The sequence below is a fragment of the Tenacibaculum soleae genome, from assembly GCF_030549005.1.
GTDB classification, from domain to species: Bacteria; Bacteroidota; Bacteroidia; order Flavobacteriales; family Flavobacteriaceae; genus Polaribacter; species Polaribacter soleae.
The window spans coordinates 278,969-296,173 of sequence record NZ_JAUOSW010000002.1 but is presented as its reverse complement, the minus strand read 5'-3'; the positions used below and the strand labels follow the sequence as shown (position 1 = coordinate 296,173).

Below are 17,205 nucleotides of genomic sequence, written 5' to 3'. Positions count from 1 at the left end.
AAACACAACCACAAAATAATTATGAATGATACAGATGCAAGCATTACAGTGATTCTTATTTTAGGTTGCCACTTAGCAGCTATTCTCATTGGTTATAAAAAACAAAAAACGACCTTAATAGTTTCTTATTTAAACGCAGTTATTATAATTGGTTTCTTAATTTTTTGGATCATTGACAACATAAATGCAAAACAACATAATTTCGATTTTATAGAATTATCTGTAATAAGTGTAGAAGTTTCTATTTTAATAGCAGCCCTTTATTCCATTAGCGGTTTTTATAGTAAAACCGTTGTGAAAGTGATCAATTATATTGGTTTCGGATTTCATTTTTTGGTTACAATAGGAATGTTGTATTTTATGTTAACCTTTAAATTAGATACCCTTTTTTAAACGCCGAATTGCGTTAAGTGATGTTCTAAATGTTTGTAAAAAGAATTATTCCATTCTTTTGTAGATAACTTACCAAAAGAGTGTGATTCTTTTCCATCGAAATACTGCTCGCCTAATTCTTGAGTTTTTATTATAAAATCTATTAAACGCTTTTTTTCTACTTCAAATTCACGTTCATCAGTAATTATGAATTGTGGAGCAGTTCTTCCGTTTTTAGCAAAAGGAGTTTCATTTACCACCGCTTTTTTCACGAATGCTTTAAGCATCATTCTAACAAAACCATTTGGTCTTGGATGCTTGCTTGTATAAATCATTTCATAAGCAACACAACAATGCGCTAACATTTCAGCAACACCCATTTTACCCCAACTCGGCTGACTTGTTGGCGTTAATTGTTCTATTCTGTTAATTACTTCGTTGGTAACTTCTTTGTTAAAAATGTTTTTCATTTTTTATGATTTTTTAGCTAATAAAATAATATCTGAAATATGTGCATAAATTACAATCGGTACAATTACACCACCTAATAATATGGTAGGAAAATAGGTAATTGCTGTGTTTGGCACTGTATACCCAAAGTTTTTATATAATAATTCTTGTGATAAAAATCCGTTTGTTAAAATGAAAATGATAAAGATTAACCCTAAAATATTCCATACTAATAATAGTTTTTTGTTTACGTTTCCGTATTTCATCCAAAGTAATAATAAAATAGATGTAATCCCCGGAATAATATCAAAATTCCAGCCTTTAAAAGTCATTTCCATTGGTAATAATTCTCTTATCGCCAATTCAAACAACAATAATTCTACCGGAAAACGAACAATATGCACAGCGGTACTCCAACGAATATCTCTGTTTTCATAAAATTTATTTCTAATTAAATACACTATAAAAAATACTGGCGGCGCCATTACTAATGGAAAAGTTGAGTACTTATCACCTTCTGTATAATGGTAAACACCGTTATAAGCAAGTATGCAAATTAGTACAGACCACCCCATTATTATAGCTAAAGTTATCTTTTTTAAGCTGTTCGATTTTGCAAACGCATAAATTACATAAACTGTTATTAGTAAAAACGAAATTGAAATGTAAAGTGGTAAGTTTGGTGTCATATTTCAATCTTTATATCAAAAGTATTATTGATTTTTTCGATGTGACTTGTCAAATGACAAAAAGCCTAACTGCAAGAAACTTATTTTAATAAAAATGTTAAAATCAGCAACACTATAACTTATTTTAACTAAACTTAATTTATAGTTGCCGTAATGGTATAAAATATATTTACATTACTTATTAAATCTGTAGAAACTTTACTCTTTGCTTTAACTCTAAATTGAACTGGTACATTTTCTCTACAACCAACAAATTCAAAAACCTTAATAGCTTGGCTACCATCATCTGGTAATGTAATGTAGGCGCCTCCATTTTCTAAAGTTACTGCCCTTGGTCCAAAAGGAATGTTAAGTATATCGTAAGGGCTTGAGGCAGGAACAGCTGTTCCTCCTGTCGATGCTCTTGCTTCTATTAAAACTCCATTTGGTATAGCTTCAGTATGCATAAAAACTTTATATAAATATACGTTAGCGGTACAATTTTGCTCTGAAGTTGTAGGTATAGGCCCTAATAATGTTGGGTTTAACACAAATGATATTTCTTGACCGTTAATACCACTCTCAGAAGCAATACCTGATTGCCCATCACCTGCTTCTGTGGGCAATTCAAAAGTAGATTCTATAATAAACGGCTGACCTGTAACACTTAATGTACCTGGCAAAACTTGACCGAAAATAAAAAATGTGTTCAAAATAAAAATTAAGGTAATTATATGTTTTTTCATAGTTTTTAATTTAATTCATATTCTAAAGCAAATCCGTTTGGTAAGCTTAACATATTCGGATTATTAATAGTTATTCGTAATTGAAAACCATTATTAACGCCATCGCCAGAAACACCACCTCCTTTAATATCTTTTACTAAGTCTTTAAAATTTGCATCAACACTAACGGTTCTTAAATCATATATCTGTGATGGATTTTGTATATCTGAACTATTAACATTCACATTAATTACTTGAATTGTTATAACCATTCCATTTGGCAAGTTTTGATTTGCTCTAACACTAAGAGTTGTATTTGATGTGTTTGTATTTGTTCTGATAGAAAAATTAACCCACAACTCTTCATTAATACTTGCATTGCCACTTAAAGCTGACAAACCTGCTTCGAGAGAAGAGTTTATACCTCCGAAAGAAATCGAATTATCAGGATCTGGTTCTACATCAACAATAGCAAACTCTGATAAAGAAATATTAATTGGATTAACATTTTGACCTCCTCCTAAAACAAAAGAACTAGGATCATTTGCATTTAATGTTTCTTGAGACTTAATAGTACTAACAGAAAACATTATTAAACAACACAATGTAATTTTTATAATTTTAGTCATTATATAATACTTTTAAATTGTTTTTGATAAACCTAACTTTTCTTTCTTTTCCTTCTACATCAATATTTAATTGATTTCTCACATCATCTTTTATTGTAATCGAAGTGCTTTTAACCGTTTTAATGTAATTATTATTTTTAAAACGTATCAACTTAAAATTATAGGTACCAGGAACTATGTTTTTGAATTTAAAAAATCCTTTTTCATCTGATTCTGCATAATAACTAAAGTCATTATTGCTAATTTTCACATAGCTTCTAAGATTTTTGTTAATTACCTTACCTGTATTCGTTAAATTTAAACGACCAGATAAACTACTCGATTTTAAAAAAGCAATTTCTAAAAAATTACTTTTATCTTTTTCTACATTAATCTCAATAGGATTTTTTTGAGCTAAAACTACATTATTAGGCAAAGAAGATTCATCTATATAAATAAAGTTTTTACCTAGCTGTAGGTTATTTAATTCAAAATTACCAAACTTGTTTGTTATAACGGTTTTACCTGCGGTAAATATTTTTATTCCTTTAACATTTACCTTCTCATCTTTACATGACACATAACCTTCTATTCCACCTTGATCAAACATTCGTTTAAGACCTACACCAAATGAATAAGTATATTTTACAAATGTTTGTAGTTGTTTATTGTTTAATTCTGATGGGTTTTCAAAATAATTAGCTCTTAATTGTAAACGATGATGATTATTAATTTTTGCGTTTATATTTAAATTTATATAATCTCTTTTTCTATAACTTTTCTCAGGGCTAAAACCACTATTGTAATTTGCATTTATTCTAAAAAACCTAGACACATTGTAATTTGCACCAAAATTATACCTGTAATAATTTTGTTTTAACCCCGAATATCCATAACGATTTGTGATAGTGTGATTTATTGATGTTCTTAAACTCAAATTTCTTAGAATTCTATAAGATAAATTTAAATTATGTGTATACGTGTTTCTATAATCTTGATTACTTATTAGTAAGTTCTGTGTTTTTGCAAAACGCCCACCAAAGCTACCAGTAAAAGAATTTCCAACATAGTTAAACCTATAATCAAAACCATATTCTTGATATTTGTAATTTACAGGTTCAAGCTGATCCTCTCTGATTCTTTTATCAAATCTGAAACTAATATTATATTTTCTATTGTGTCTGTATCCAAATGTTGCATAAAAATTCTCATAATAAGGCTCTACTTCATACAAAATCGGGTCTAATTTTCTATTTAATTTAGAAACAGCATGCCCTAGTGCAAAATTAAATCCATTCAAGTAATATGCAAAACTGTTACTAAACTGTAAGCTGTTAGAAATTGCACCTAAATAATTTTTACTAGCATAAGTTATGTTACTATTAAATGAAACATTTTTAAACTTTTGCGAAAAATTAAGTCTTGATGCATAATCTAAATTATTTTCACTAAAACTTGTAGACATTTCAGCCTCAACATAAGTACCTTTATTTCTATAATAATAATCAAAAGTTGCTATTTGACCTTTACCATCTTGTTCTATTTGATTTTTATAACTATAATTATTTCCTTCAGATTTCACTAAAGAAACTCCAATTCGAAGAGAATCAGACTTATTATATACAGCTTTTACACCGTAAATAGGCTTATTATTATAATCAAATAACCTTGGTTTACTGTAAAAAGTAGATAAAGTCCATTTTTTAATATTTTGGTCAATTTTAAATCCCATTCCATAACGATTACCATAACCCAATCTATTTATATCATAAGCATGATCACCTAAATATATAGTTGTTGAATTTTTATATTTATAAATAAAACTGTATTGATCTACAATACTAAAATATTTTAAGTTTTGTTTTTCTGGAGCTCTAATTATAAAATCTAAACGATGGTTCTTATTGATATCTAAAAAACCATTTCCTTTTACTTCGGCAGATAACATTGAAAAATGATAATCTTTTGTAGATAAACTGTTAAAATTTAAACTTGCTTCAATAGGGTACCGAAAATAAGGATCCTTTTTCTTTATTGAAGTTGGTATTACCTCAACACTATTTGTTACATAATATTTTTTATTTCCAGTAATATTTAAAACTTCCAAATTGGTACCAATTCTTCTAAAACTATTAGCCTTTTTGTTCGTTTTTTGAGATACTGTTACTATAATAGTTGAATCTTTAGGTAAAAAAAACTCTTGTTTACTTTTTAAAATATTTTTGGTTTTTAAACTGATTTTCTGTGCCAAATTACCATTATTCTTAATTATAAAATTAGAGTTAATTGATTCTCCTGCTTGTAATTGCTTTGGTGATTCCATTGCAAAAACCTCTAAACTATAATTAGGGTTAACATTTAAAGTAAAATTATGTTTTTTAATTATTGATTCATCTTTTTTAAGAGTTAAAACGGCATCTGAAAGACCAGACTTAAATTGAGTTGGTATATAAAAAGTTAAGAAACATAATTTCTTCTCACCTTTTTGTAATCTACCTATTTTACTGATTGATATTATTTTCCATTCCTTAGGTAAATTGGCTTCAAGTGATATATTTTTAAATGTTTTTTTGTTATTGGTAATCTGTGTAATAACCGTGTAAGTACTATTTGTAGTGTAATCATTTTGCTTGTTTATTATATTTATATGTATATCATTTTTTTTCAACTCATTAAAAGATACAGTTTGATTTTTATCCTGAACTGTTGCCAATTCTTTAGTATTAAATTGAATTCCTAAATCTTGTTTTGGGTTTAGAATAGTTTTGGGTTTATTAATTACTAAATCGGTTTGGGTTTTGTTAGATTTTACACCTTGCTTCCCTATAATTAATGTGTCTAGTACTGCTTTATTTTGTGTTTTATTAAAATATTTTTTATGTGTTTTTTCAACAGAAAAACTATCTATAGCTATTGTTTTATTAAATTCTATAAGAGAGTCTTTTTTATTTAGTTTAATATTTTCTTCTAAAAGAGCTGGTGTTGTAAACAAATAATCACCCTTTACTTCTTTAGCACACGCTAAACAAAAAAGAACTACAATAAATATGTATAAATATTTGTTCATAATTTTAAGCTTTAAAAATTTATATTCTAGGACTAATACCTGTTCTTATAAACAAAAATTAATCTATTTTTAAATCTACATTAACTCCTGTAAACTCTTCTCTAGAATCAGCAAGAACAATACATTTATAATCACCTTTTTTTAAGTTAGAAACATCTATATTAAAATCTCTACAAACATTTGGAAAAACAGATAAACGTTGAGTTTTAGACATCAAAATTTTATTTCCATTAAAATCATAAACCTCTAATGATAGTTTTACATTTTCTATAAAAAGAGATTCATTAAAAATTTTAACTGTTAATTTTCTTTTATTTTTTTGACTTTCAGGTTTTAGTTCAATTTGTTTAAAATCTAACGCTACATCATCCATTAAGTTAACATCCGTTAATAATCGTATAGCATATCTCATTTTGGTACTTAATCCAATACCTTTTGACACTTCTTTTCTAACAGGTTTATCTACATCAACCATAAGGGTTGTCCAATATGAACCTTTTAAAAGAGCATCATTAGGAATGGTAATACTAAACTTGTAAATAAATTTTTCTTTAGGAGCTAAAACCTTTTCTAATACCGATCCATTAAACCAAGTGGTAGAAGAATTAATATGTGCAGCTTTCTCTACAAAAGTTCTACCTGTTTCACAATTATATAAAGCTTCATTTAAACTAAAAATTACACGTTGATCTATACTTGTAGGGTTTATTAATATAACTTCTCCTTTAAATGTTTGTCCTGATACTCCTGAAAATTTATGAGTAAGACCATTAACAACAATTACGTTTGCTTTTGTGATTATTGTAAAAAAAAGAAAAGCGAAAAAAATTAATCTACTTTTATTCATAACCTTTTGATTTAAAGTATTTTTTATTATATCTAATGTAAATTAACAGCTATATCACTTAATCTCATCTTGTATTTCGATAGTTCACATTTAAGTGTCGACGAACAGTAATTTAAATTGTATGAATGTTTTTAATCATCTTGTAAATTCCTCACCTCATCCTAAAAAACATAAAAAAAGCCCCGTAAAGGGCTTTTAAAAATTAGGGATTTTAAGGGGATGGGGGAAGGAAAATTAAAGAGGGTTAATTATCTGATAAAGTATAACGTATAACTGCTGAATAAGAGCCAGCTTGATAACCTGCAAAATTTCCATTTTGCTCTAATGTATACGCTAATTTTACACCTTGAGTTTCATCACCTGTATATACACTTTCAATACTATTAACTAGTAACACATCTGTACCTATTGGTGTTGTTGCGCCTAATGCCACACCACCAGCAGTTACTGTACCGGCAGAATCTACTGTTCCTCCATTTACTACTACTAATGGAGCTTCTGGAGTAATTCTAAGATCTAAAGACCCTGGAAAAGTACTTCCTGCTTCAAATTGCACATCAATTTGTCTTGTTACATCAAAACCAGAACCTCCTGCACCTGTTACACTTGTGTAGTTTAAATATAAATTTTGATAATCCATATCTTGAAAAGCATATAAACCTGCTTCTGCATTAGTACCTACTAAAGTAACATTTGCCATATCCATTAAAATTGTTGCTGCCTCTGCACCTTCGTTAGCATCCCAGATATCAATAAGAGCTAACTCAGGAACATTTACGTCTAGTTGATGAGTTGCCTGATTTGTATCATTATTGTCTTGAGCTACAGTTTTTTGAGTTGTGAAAGCTAATGCTAATGCGATCATAAATAGATTTACTTTTTTCATAAGATGAGATGATTTAATTAATATTGACACAAATATATAATCGAGCCTAATAAATAAATTCTGTTTTTCGATGAGTAAACCTAATCTATAGACGAATAGCCTTAAAATACTTTTAAAAAAACATACCACCTCTTTATTAAAAATAATATGTTTATAATTCGATTTAAAACTGTTAATTGTTTTACAAAAAAAGAAGTTGCCCATCTATATTAATTAAAAATCAATACGAATAGACAACTGGTTAACAAATAATTATATAAATATTACAGCGTAATTATTGTTATATATATTTTTAATTCATAAAAATGATTATGGTTTAATTTTTTTAATCAGTTTAAATTTATTGGCATCATTGACAGGAATAATTTCGCTGCCTATTAAAACATTATTCTTTTCAATATTTATTTGTTTGTTAATGTTAATAGCATAATTTTGATTTATTTTCATAAAAAAATCATTGGGTAGTTTTTTTATAATTTCGTCTAAAGTGTATTTTATACTATAATTTAAAGTATCTGTAAATATTTTAATTTCTTCTCCTTTAGTTTTTATTAAAGAAATAGTATCAATTTTTATATAAATGTTTCTTCTATTTACTTTAATAAGTAAATCATTGTTTTGAGGAAAGTATTCTACAGAAATAGAATCTTTTTCTATTAGCGATTCATTCACTTTGTCTATCGCTCTTAAAAACGTAGCATAATTAAAAGGTTTTTGTAAATAATCAACAATACAGCTATAATTAAAAGATTTTATAGCTAATTCTTTATCTGAAGTAGTAATAATTACTTTAGGTTTTGCTGTCAATAAATGTAACGAATCAAAACCGGTAATTTCTGGCATATGTACATCTAAAAAAACTAAATCAATCTTGTTTACAACTAAGTAATCAAATGCTTCTTTTGCATTAGAAAACTCATCTATAAAACGAAGTTTTTTTACCTTTGAAATAAGTCTTTTTAGTATACTTCTAGAAGTTTCTTCATCATCAATTATAATACAGTTCATATTTATTATTTTGAATGATATCAAAAATAAATAATCTGTAAAAATTATGATTTACTTATTCGATGAAGCAACTTTATATATCGTTGAATAGTATATAAATATGTTTAAAGTAAATTTAAACGTCTCATAAGTTCTGGTCTATTAGAACGGCTTACAGGAATTACATCTCTATCTATTAACACACTATTATCTTCAATATCAATAATTTTTGAAGTATTAATAACATAAGACCTATGTACTTTTAAAAATTGATTTGTAGGAAGTTTATCTACAATTTTCTTTAGAGTTGAATGTACTGTATAATTTTGTGAATCTGTTTTTAATAAAATATAATCACCTTTTGCCTGTATAAGTTTTATACTTGAAATGTTTATTTTAATCAAGCGTCTATCTATATTAATAAATAGTTCTTTACCTGAAGAAACGTTTGATTCTGACGAGTTCTCAGTAACTTTTGGCTTTACACTTTTACTTTCTGCTACTTTATTAAGTGCTTTTTTTAACCTTGGTAATGATAATGGTTTAATTAAATAATCTAAAATAAAATTATATTCAAATGCCTCTATGGCAAATTGTTTATCTGATGATATTAATATTATTTTGGGAGGATTTTTAAGAGTTTGAACAAAATCCATTCCCGTAAAACCAGGCATATGTATATCTAAAAAAATAAGATCTACTTCATTTTTATTTAAAAACTTTATAGCATCTATAGCGTTTGAAAAAGAATCTATGACATCAATATCGTCAATATTATCACATAAGTGTTGTAATATAATTCTTGCCGTAGCTTCGTCATCAATAATAATACTTGTCATAAAATTTTAAAGCTTATTTAAAAATTCTGTAATATTTTGCAAGATAGTGTTAAACCCGTCTTTTAAACTCGGATTACCTTCTTTTAGATTATCTTCATGATCTACAGCAAAATTATAACTTTTTTCAAGTCCTAAAATACTAATTTTATGTTTAATTTTATGTACATCAGAAGCTAGTTTTTTGTAATCTTCTTTTTCTAAATTTTCAAAATAGGTTTTAATCTCAGTCGGAAATTCATTCTTTATTACAGCTATTAATTGTTTTTTAAAAGAAATATCATCTCCTGCCAGTTCATTTATATAATTTATGTTAGGTTTTTCTTCCATCTTATTTTTTTATTGTAAAGTAAAACGTTGTGCCTTCTCCTGTTTTACTATCTAACCAAACTTCACCATTGTATAATGAAACTATCTTTTTTACGATTGACAAACCAATTCCCGTAGATTCTTTATTTTCATTAAGCGAGTGGAAAATTTTAAAAATTTTATCAAAATATTCTTTTTCGATTCCTATTCCATTATCACTAACTGAAAATTTATAATGTGTACTAAATTCTTGTACATCAATAATTATTTCTCCTATTTCTTTATCAATGTATCTTATTCCATTACTTATTAAATTTTGAAAAAGTTGTTGAAACCTTACTTTATCACCCTGAATAATGGGTAATGTATTTTTTATTTTTAAGGTTATATGATCTGGAAAAAATAATAGTTGTTTAATACCCTCAACTACAGTATTTAAATTTACAGAGCTAATCGTATTGGTATTTGAGGTTACACTAGAGTAATTTAAAATATCTGTTATTAATTGTTCCATTTTTTCTAAAGTAGATTCAATTAACTTTATGTTCTCTAAACTTTCTTTTTCTAATTTATCTTGATTATCTTCTTTAAGCCAAGATACTAGTGCAAAAATACTTCGTAACGGCGATTTTAAATCATGAGATACTATATGTGCATACTCCTCTAGTTCTTCATTACTTTTTTCTAAATTTTTTAGAAGAATTTCTTTCTGATTTTGTAAGTTTTTCAAATCTGAAATATCTAAAACCACACCTATAGAGCCTGTTACGTTTTCCTTTTCATCGTAATTGGGAGCTGTACTTATTAGCCATGATTTTAATTCTCCTTTTTTATTTTTTATTTCTAGTTCAAAAGAACCTAACTCTTCTTTAAAAGTTGATTTAGCTATTTTACTTGCCTTCTTTTTACTTTGATCAGCTATTAAAAAATTTATTGCAGATCTTCCTATTAGCTCTTCTTTAGTATAGCCTGATAAATCCATAAAACTTTGATTTATCATTATAATATTATTATCAGTATCTATTTCTACCAAACCCAAGTTCATGTTGGCAATAATATTACTGTATTTTTGTTTCTGTGTTTCTATGTTTTTATCATAAGACCTCTTTAAGGTAACATCATTAAAACTCCAAAGGTGACCACTAAACTTATTATTTTTAAATATCGGAAAGTAGTTTCGTTCTAATATTTTACCATCTACCATTTCTAACTCATCTCCAATAACTACTTTTTTATTGGTTATAGTTTCTTGGTAACGATTATAAAATTCTTCTGGGTTTGTAAACAATATTTTGCTTTCTTCAGCTCCATTTGAAAAATCTTGACCTGTAATTAAATCAGGAGACATAGGCATATAAAATTGCTCACATAGCTTTTTATTGGCAAGTATTGCAATACCATTTTCATCCTCCATATATATCCCATGATCTAGATTCTGAATTAAGGTTTTTAAATTATTTTCAGACTCTACAAGGTTTTCTTGAATCTGCCTTTCAACAGTAACATCTTTATAACTCCATAAATGTCCTTTTAACTCTTTACCGCTAAAAATTGGTGTATAATTTCTTAATAAAACTTTACCATTAGCCATTTTTATTTCTTGTGATAGGGCTTCTTTTTTATTTTCTATTAACTGATTAATAGTAGTAACAAACTCATCTGAATTTTTTATTAAATGTTTTAAATTTTCTAATGCAGCTTTGCAATCTTGACCAATTAATAGTTCTGGTGCAACTGGTATTGAAAATATTTCACAGAATTTTTTATTGGATACTATAATATTTCTATTTTCATCTTCCAATAAAATTCCACTATCAAGATTTTCGATTAAAATCTTTAACCTACTTTCTGATTCTGATATACTTTTTTTAAGCTTTTGATCTTCGGTTATATCTCTAGCAATTCCCTGAATAGCAAAAGGTTTACCATTCTCATTAAAAATTAAACTAGCATTAATATGTACTTGTTTTATTGCTTTTTTAGCATCTACAACTCTAATTATTAAATCTTTAAATTCTCCTTTCTCTTTTAATGACTTAAAGGCATTTATAACAAGTCCCTTATCTTCTCTTAAAGTAAAATCTGTGAGGTTTAAAGTATTCATGTCCTCCTCAATTTTCAATAATTGAATTGCAGCATTATTCATTTCTATCACATTACCGTGCATATCCATAACACAATATGCATCAACAATATTCTTATAAAATCCCTTAAGTTCAATATCTTTTTGAGAAAGAAGGTTTTCTAAAGTATTATTAGTTTTTTTAAGTTCACCAGCTACTTTATACAGCTCCAAAGCCTTTTGCTCTAATATCTTTTCAGCTGCTTTCCTTGCTTTTTTCTCTCTTAATAATGCTCTTTCTAATATTTCAATTCTTTTAGTACTCATTTATCTCTAGTTATAATAAACTTAACTTCGGTACCATCTTCTTTTAATTTTTCTAATACAATTTTTGCACTAGAATTAAAATGTTCAAAAGTTTTATTCATTAAACCTAAACCAAAATAGTACATAGCTCTACTAGATTTATAAATCATAATTAACGAATCATTTGTTTTTTCAACAATTTCGAAAGTAGGCAGTTCAGCTTCTGGATATATTTTCATAACCTCAACATGTATATGATTTTCTATAGATGCCAACATTTCAATAGGGTCATTATATTTTTCAATTAAAGTTGGATAACTACTAACCAACACACTAAAAAAATGCTCTGCATAAACCAATAATAAATCGTCTATACTTATTTTAGTTTTATCACTTAAACTAATTAAAAGTGATAACATTTCTGAAAAATCATAAGTACCCACAGATGTATAAACTCCTTGCGAAGGAAGGTTTGATTTTTCAATTATTTCGTCAACAACTTCTAAACCAAATTTAATTTCGACTAACTCTAAGAACTCTGTAAATACAATACCTTTCATTTAACCTTTTATTAATTCGTTAATACTCCAATACGATAATAGCTTTTCTAGTTTAGATACATAGTCTTCGTATTTTAGAGGTTTTAACACATAACCAGCAATACCTATTTTATAACATTCTAAAACATCTTTACGGTTATTTGATGTTGTAAGAACTATTGTCGGTATATATTTTAATTTATCATCTGCTTTTAAGATCCCTAAAAATTCTATTCCGTTTATTTTTGGCATATTAAGGTCTAATAAAATAATATCTGGTAATTCATTTTCATCTTTCAATGCTAGTAAAGCTTCTTCACCATTCTTAGCTTCTCTAATATCATGATGAGCCTTCAACCTTTTTATTGTTCTATTCATCTTCATCGTTTCTACCACATCATCTTCTATGAATAAAATTTTCAATCTTTCTTGCATTTATATGTTTTTAATTAAATAGCAAATGTAAAAATCTATTAAAAAAGGAAGAATATGAATAACCATCGATTAAAAAAAATTAAGTATCGACGAATGACATCAAAGTACAGGTGAATGGTAAAACGCTGTTTGTCAAAACACCTAAAAACTCTATAAATTTAAAAATTAATGCATAATTTTAAACAGTAATTCCTTTAAGATATCAGCATGAGATTGATTGGCTCCTACTCCTTTACTTTTCACATCTGCTTCACGTAATAAAGCGATTACTTGTGACACCTTTCGCATTGGGTAATTACGTGCTGCCGAAGTATAATCATCAACAAAATAAGGATTAACTCCCAAATTTTTAGCTACTGATGCTTTTGACTTGTCTTTTAATCCGTGATACATCAGTAATTGTGTAAAAAAACTATTTAATAATGAGATAGTCATCACTAACGGATTATTTTTCGGGTTTTGCCCAAAGTAATTAATAATTCTATTAGCCTTTACCACCTCTCTTTGCCCAATAGCTTTACGTAGCTCAAAATTATTAAAATCTTTAGAAATTCCAATATTTTCTTCAATATGCTTATCGGTAATAATGGTATCTTTTGATAAAACTGAAGTTAATTTATCTAACTCATTTGCTATTTTACTCAAGTCAGTTCCTAAAAACTCAACCAACATCTGTGAAGCTTTTGGCTCTATATTATATTTTTTTCCACCTAAAACTCTACGAATCCAATCAGCAACCTGATTTTCATATAATTTTTTACTCTCATAAATCAATCCGTTTTTAGCAATGGCTTTGTAGGCTTTTTTACGCTTATCTAACTTTTTATATTTATAATTAAAAACCAACACTGTAGTTGATTGCGGATTTGTAGCATAAGCCTCAATTTTATCAATCGTGCGACTTAAATCTTGCGCTTCTTTTACAATAATTACCTGACGATCTGCCATCATTGGGTACCGTTTTGCTGATGAAATAATTTCATCAATGGTAACATCACGACCATACATAACTACCTGATTAAAACCTTTTTCAGATTCATCGAGCACATTTTCTTCAATATAATCTGAAATTTTATCAATATAATACGATTCTTCACCCATTAAAAAATAAATAGGCTGTATGTTTCCTCCTTTTATATCAGATATAATATTTTTAATTTCGTTCATTTTCTTACTTTTGAAGCATGCAAAAACTAAATCTGCCCAACTATATATTTAAGCTCAAAAGTAACGAAAATAAGACGCTTATTTTTGATAAATGGCGAAAAAAATACATGGTACTAACTCCTGAAGAGTGGGTGCGACAACATTTTGTACAGTATTTAATTGATGAAAAAAAATACCCTGTTTCGTTAATTGCTATTGAAAAACAACTCACAATAAATAACTTAAAAAAACGTACCGATATTGTTATTTTTTCTTCGGATGGAATGCCAGATATAATTGTAGAATGTAAAGCACCTAAAATTAAAATTTCACAAGATACTTTTGATCAAATTGCACGTTACAATTTAAAATTAAACGCCAACTACTTAGTGGTTACCAACGGATTACAACATTATTTTTGCAAGTTAGATAAAGAAAATGAAACCTATATTTTTTTAAAAGACATTCCTAATTATCAATAATTTATTTCATGAAACAAAACTTAACCTTAGAGTTGATTGAAATAATCAAAAATGATGAGTGGATGCTCAACATCTTAAAAACTGTTAGGAATTTGAATCTTCCTGATTGCTGGATTGGGGCCGGTTTTATTCGAAATAAAATTTGGGATCATAAGCATCATAAAGCTAGAACTCCTTTACATGATATTGATCTCATTTATTTCAATGCCAACAATTGCTCGCCAAAGATAGATATATTGCTTGAACAACAGTTGACTCGCATTAATTCAACAGTAAATTGGTCTGTAAAAAACCAAGCGCGTATGCATATTCGTAATAAGCAGCCTCACTATAATAACTGTTACCATGCGATTTCTTTTTGGCCAGAAACAGCAACTGCTATTGCTGTAAAACTAACTATAGATAACTCATTTCAAATTATTGCTCCACATGGTTTAGAAGATTTATTCAATCTTATTGTAAAACCAACTCCGCATTTTGATTTAGAAATATACCGTAAAAGAATTAAAAATAAATCTTGGCAAAACAATTGGCCTAAACTACATATTTTTTACGCTTAAAAAATAATATTAATAACGTAAATTCGCACTCTTGAAAACAGCAATCGTTATATTAAATTGGAATGGTAAACAGTTATTAGAACAGTTTTTACCATCAATCGTAAATTTTAGCTCGCAAGAAGCCGATGTTTATGTTGCCGACAATGCTTCAACTGATGATTCTATTGAATTTATCAAGCAAAACTATCCTACTGTAAAAATTGTACAAAATACTACAAACGGTGGGTATGCTAAAGGCTATAATGATGCTTTACAACATATTAAAGCTGATATTTATTGCCTTATAAATTCAGATATTGAAGTAACCAAAAATTGGCTAACACCTATTTTAGAGGTTTTTAAAAACGAAAAAAATACCGCTATTATTCAACCTAAAATTTTAGATTTTAAGGATAAAACAAAGTTTGAATACGCAGGTGCTGGTGGTGGCTTTATTGATAAATTTGGATATCCGTTTTGTAGAGGTCGTGTTTTTAACGATTTAGAAGCCGACAACGGTCAGTTTAATGATGTTTCTGAAATTTTTTGGGCTTCAGGAGCATGTTTTTTTATTCGCGCCAATGTTTTTCATCAACTAAACGGTTTTGACGAAGATTTTTTCGCACATCAAGAAGAAATTGATTTGTGTTGGCGGGCAAAAAACAACAATTTTGATATTAAATATGTTGGTAACGCTACCGTGTATCATGTTGGTGGTGCTACACTTTCAACTTTAAATCCAAAAAAAACGTATTTAAATTTTAGAAATAGCTTATTAAGCTTATTAAAAAACTTACCTACTTCTAAACTTTTTATAATTATATTTTTTCGTTTAGTTTTTGACGGATTGGCTGGAATTAAATTTTTACTTGAAGGAAAATCGAATCATACTTTTGCTATTATAAAAGCACATTTTAGTTTTTATGTTAATTTATTTAAGTTTTTAAATAAAAGAAAAAACACCACAAAAAGCAACTCTTATTACAAAACACCTTCTGTTGTTTGGCAATATTATGCTTTGGGTAGGAAGAAGTTTGAGGATTTAAAGTAACTTTTTACTCTTTTTAATGTGATTCTGAAATAAATTCAGCATGATGATGTTTTTTTTAACATCGTTTCAGCGAAAAAATAAATTTTAAAAAACAAACCTCAAAAATAGCCTAGCCCCGATTGTAGCGTTTGTTTGAGCTCCTCGCAGAGAGCGAGTGCGGAAAGCGGGAAATAGCTTCAAAAAATTAATTACAAAATATCTAAACTCCCTTTTCCTTCTCTAATTACCTCTGGGTAACCATCGGTTAAATCTATTACTGTTGATGCATAGTTATCACCAAAACCACCATCAATAACAAGATCAACCATGTTTTGCCATTTTTCGAAAATCAATTCAGGATCAGTTGTATACTCAATAACTTCGTCTTCATCATGAATAGAAGTTGATACGATTGGGTTGCCTAAAGCCGCTACAATTTCTCTTGCTATATTATTATCTGGTACACGAATTCCGACTGTTTTACGTTTTTTAAATACTTTTGGCAACGAGTTACTGCCTGGCAAAATAAAAGTGTATGGTCCTGGTAAAGCTCTTTTTAAAATTTTAAAAGTAGCTGTATCTATCTGTTTTACGTAATCTGAAAGGTGACTCAAATCGTTACAAATGAAAGAAAAGTTAGCTTTTTCTAACTTTACTTCTTTTATTTTGGCTATTTTTTCTAATGCTTTTGTATTGGTAATGTCACAACCTAACCCATATACAGTATCGGTTGGGTAAATTATTAATCCGCCATTTTGTAATATTTTTACAATTTTTGCTATTTCTTTAGCGTTTGGATTGTCGTTATATAGTTTTATAAGTTGTGCCATACTATAAAAGTAATCTTTTGTGAATAAATACTCCTAATTTTTAGTTAAAAAATACGTTATTGATTATCATCAATGAAAAGA

General features: G+C 27.7%; 19 protein-coding genes. 4 read left to right on the top strand and 15 right to left on the bottom strand.

What is annotated here, in order from left to right; translation table 11 throughout:
- The first annotated feature begins 21 nt into the window (after nt 1–21).
- The gene (locus tag Q4586_RS03765) at nt 22–393 is read left to right on the top strand and encodes a hypothetical protein (protein WP_303526439.1); all 372 of its coding nucleotides are present in this window, start codon (nt 22–24) and stop codon (nt 391–393) included.
- Here Q4586_RS03765 and Q4586_RS03760 read toward each other — a convergent pair.
- The 14 genes from Q4586_RS03760 to holA all read right to left on the bottom strand — a co-directional run bounded on the left by Q4586_RS03760 (nt 390) and on the right by holA (nt 14,264).
- The gene (locus Q4586_RS03760) at nt 390–842 is read right to left on the bottom strand and encodes a hypothetical protein (RefSeq protein ID WP_303526437.1); all 453 of its coding nucleotides are present in this window, start codon (nt 840–842) and stop codon (nt 390–392) included. The two genes, Q4586_RS03765 and Q4586_RS03760, sit on opposite strands and share 4 nt — an antisense overlap.
- Before the next feature lie 3 nt (nt 843–845).
- Nucleotides 846–1,511 (bottom strand): DUF8737 domain-containing protein, encoded by a 666-nt coding sequence (locus Q4586_RS03755; protein WP_303526435.1) that lies wholly within the window; start codon nt 1,509–1,511, stop codon nt 846–848.
- Between the two features lie 134 nt (nt 1,512–1,645).
- Nucleotides 1,646–2,236, bottom strand: a complete 591-nt coding sequence (locus tag Q4586_RS03750; RefSeq protein WP_303526433.1) for a hypothetical protein — start codon at nt 2,234–2,236, stop codon at nt 1,646–1,648.
- Nucleotides 2,237–2,241: 5 nt separating this feature from the next.
- Nucleotides 2,242–2,844: a hypothetical protein gene (locus tag Q4586_RS03745; protein WP_303526430.1), complete on the bottom strand. Its 603-nt coding sequence runs from the start codon at nt 2,842–2,844 to the stop codon at nt 2,242–2,244.
- Nucleotides 2,837–5,890 (bottom strand): hypothetical protein, encoded by a 3,054-nt coding sequence (locus Q4586_RS03740; protein WP_303526427.1) that lies wholly within the window; start codon nt 5,888–5,890, stop codon nt 2,837–2,839. Before Q4586_RS03740 ends, Q4586_RS03745 begins: the two co-directional genes overlap by 8 nt.
- Nucleotides 5,891–5,948: 58 nt before the next feature.
- Nucleotides 5,949–6,737 carry a WxL protein host-binding domain-containing protein gene (locus tag Q4586_RS03735; RefSeq protein ID WP_068704289.1) on the bottom strand — a complete coding sequence of 263 codons (789 nt, stop codon included), beginning with the start codon at nt 6,735–6,737 and terminating at the stop codon, nt 5,949–5,951.
- Nucleotides 6,738–6,981: 244 nt separating this feature from the next.
- Entirely contained in the window at nt 6,982–7,623 is a 642-nt protein-coding gene (locus tag Q4586_RS03730) for a hypothetical protein (RefSeq protein ID WP_068704291.1), read from the bottom strand.
- A 309-nt stretch (nt 7,624–7,932) separates the two neighbouring features.
- Nucleotides 7,933–8,631 (bottom strand): LytR/AlgR family response regulator transcription factor, encoded by a 699-nt coding sequence (locus Q4586_RS03725; protein WP_068704293.1) that lies wholly within the window; start codon nt 8,629–8,631, stop codon nt 7,933–7,935.
- A 104-nt stretch (nt 8,632–8,735) separates the two neighbouring features.
- The gene (locus tag Q4586_RS03720) at nt 8,736–9,449 is read right to left on the bottom strand and encodes a LytR/AlgR family response regulator transcription factor (protein WP_068704295.1); all 714 of its coding nucleotides are present in this window, start codon (nt 9,447–9,449) and stop codon (nt 8,736–8,738) included.
- Between the two features lie 6 nt (nt 9,450–9,455).
- Nucleotides 9,456–9,776: an Hpt domain-containing protein gene (locus Q4586_RS03715; RefSeq protein ID WP_303526420.1), complete on the bottom strand. Its 321-nt coding sequence runs from the start codon at nt 9,774–9,776 to the stop codon at nt 9,456–9,458.
- Between the two features lies 1 nt (nt 9,777).
- Entirely contained in the window at nt 9,778–12,144 is a 2,367-nt protein-coding gene (locus tag Q4586_RS03710) for a PAS domain-containing sensor histidine kinase (RefSeq protein WP_303526417.1), read from the bottom strand.
- Complete coding sequence (locus Q4586_RS03705; protein ID WP_068704301.1) at nt 12,141–12,683, bottom strand: heme NO-binding domain-containing protein; 543 nt, start codon at nt 12,681–12,683, stop codon at nt 12,141–12,143. Before Q4586_RS03705 ends, Q4586_RS03710 begins: the two co-directional genes overlap by 4 nt.
- Entirely contained in the window at nt 12,684–13,097 is a 414-nt protein-coding gene (locus Q4586_RS03700) for a response regulator (protein ID WP_068704302.1), read from the bottom strand.
- Between the two features lie 165 nt (nt 13,098–13,262).
- The gene (gene holA, locus Q4586_RS03695; RefSeq protein ID WP_303526408.1) at nt 13,263–14,264 is read right to left on the bottom strand and encodes a DNA polymerase III subunit delta; all 1,002 of its coding nucleotides are present in this window, start codon (nt 14,262–14,264) and stop codon (nt 13,263–13,265) included.
- 17 nt (nt 14,265–14,281) lie between these two features.
- Here holA and Q4586_RS03690 point away from each other — a divergent pair, with 17 nt between their 5' ends.
- From Q4586_RS03690 to Q4586_RS03680, 3 genes are read left to right on the top strand one after another with little or no spacing between them, the layout of a single operon-like run.
- Nucleotides 14,282–14,725 (top strand): type I restriction enzyme HsdR N-terminal domain-containing protein, encoded by a 444-nt coding sequence (locus tag Q4586_RS03690; protein WP_303526405.1) that lies wholly within the window; start codon nt 14,282–14,284, stop codon nt 14,723–14,725.
- Nucleotides 14,726–14,733: 8 nt separating this feature from the next.
- A complete protein-coding gene (locus tag Q4586_RS03685; protein ID WP_303526402.1) occupies nt 14,734–15,285 on the top strand; it encodes a nucleotidyltransferase family protein in 552 nt (183 codons plus the stop codon).
- A 31-nt stretch (nt 15,286–15,316) separates the two neighbouring features.
- Nucleotides 15,317–16,315, top strand: coding sequence for a glycosyltransferase family 2 protein (locus Q4586_RS03680; RefSeq protein WP_303526399.1), 999 nt, complete (start codon nt 15,317–15,319; stop codon nt 16,313–16,315).
- A 188-nt stretch (nt 16,316–16,503) separates the two neighbouring features.
- Here the strand turns inward: Q4586_RS03680 and Q4586_RS03675 are convergent, their stop codons facing one another.
- Entirely contained in the window at nt 16,504–17,124 is a 621-nt protein-coding gene (locus Q4586_RS03675; RefSeq protein WP_303526397.1) for an L-threonylcarbamoyladenylate synthase, read from the bottom strand.
- Between the last annotated feature and the right edge of the window lie 81 nt (nt 17,125–17,205).

Coding starts and splice junctions, on each gene's coding strand:
- Q4586_RS03690 (WP_303526405.1), top strand. CDS start 14,282: ATGCAAAAACTAAATCTGCCCAACTATATATTTAAGCTCAAAAGTAAC.
- Q4586_RS03750 (WP_303526433.1), bottom strand. CDS start 2,236: ATGAAAAAACATATAATTACCTTAATTTTTATTTTGAACACATTTTTT.
- Q4586_RS03700 (WP_068704302.1), bottom strand. CDS start 13,097: ATGCAAGAAAGATTGAAAATTTTATTCATAGAAGATGATGTGGTAGAA.
- Q4586_RS03715 (WP_303526420.1), bottom strand. CDS start 9,776: ATGGAAGAAAAACCTAACATAAATTATATAAATGAACTGGCAGGAGAT.
- Q4586_RS03720 (WP_068704295.1), bottom strand. CDS start 9,449: ATGACAAGTATTATTATTGATGACGAAGCTACGGCAAGAATTATATTA.
- Q4586_RS03710 (WP_303526417.1), bottom strand. CDS start 12,144: ATGAGTACTAAAAGAATTGAAATATTAGAAAGAGCATTATTAAGAGAG.
- Q4586_RS03675 (WP_303526397.1), bottom strand. CDS start 17,124: ATGGCACAACTTATAAAACTATATAACGACAATCCAAACGCTAAAGAA.
- Q4586_RS03755 (WP_303526435.1), bottom strand. CDS start 1,511: ATGACACCAAACTTACCACTTTACATTTCAATTTCGTTTTTACTAATA.
- Q4586_RS03745 (WP_303526430.1), bottom strand. CDS start 2,844: ATGACTAAAATTATAAAAATTACATTGTGTTGTTTAATAATGTTTTCT.
- Q4586_RS03725 (WP_068704293.1), bottom strand. CDS start 8,631: ATGAACTGTATTATAATTGATGATGAAGAAACTTCTAGAAGTATACTA.
- Q4586_RS03735 (WP_068704289.1), bottom strand. CDS start 6,737: ATGAATAAAAGTAGATTAATTTTTTTCGCTTTTCTTTTTTTTACAATA.
- Q4586_RS03760 (WP_303526437.1), bottom strand. CDS start 842: ATGAAAAACATTTTTAACAAAGAAGTTACCAACGAAGTAATTAACAGA.
- Q4586_RS03740 (WP_303526427.1), bottom strand. CDS start 5,890: ATGAACAAATATTTATACATATTTATTGTAGTTCTTTTTTGTTTAGCG.
- Q4586_RS03685 (WP_303526402.1), top strand. CDS start 14,734: ATGAAACAAAACTTAACCTTAGAGTTGATTGAAATAATCAAAAATGAT.
- holA (WP_303526408.1), bottom strand. CDS start 14,264: ATGAACGAAATTAAAAATATTATATCTGATATAAAAGGAGGAAACATA.
- Q4586_RS03705 (WP_068704301.1), bottom strand. CDS start 12,683: ATGAAAGGTATTGTATTTACAGAGTTCTTAGAGTTAGTCGAAATTAAA.
- Q4586_RS03765 (WP_303526439.1), top strand. CDS start 22: ATGAATGATACAGATGCAAGCATTACAGTGATTCTTATTTTAGGTTGC.
- Q4586_RS03730 (WP_068704291.1), bottom strand. CDS start 7,623: ATGAAAAAAGTAAATCTATTTATGATCGCATTAGCATTAGCTTTCACA.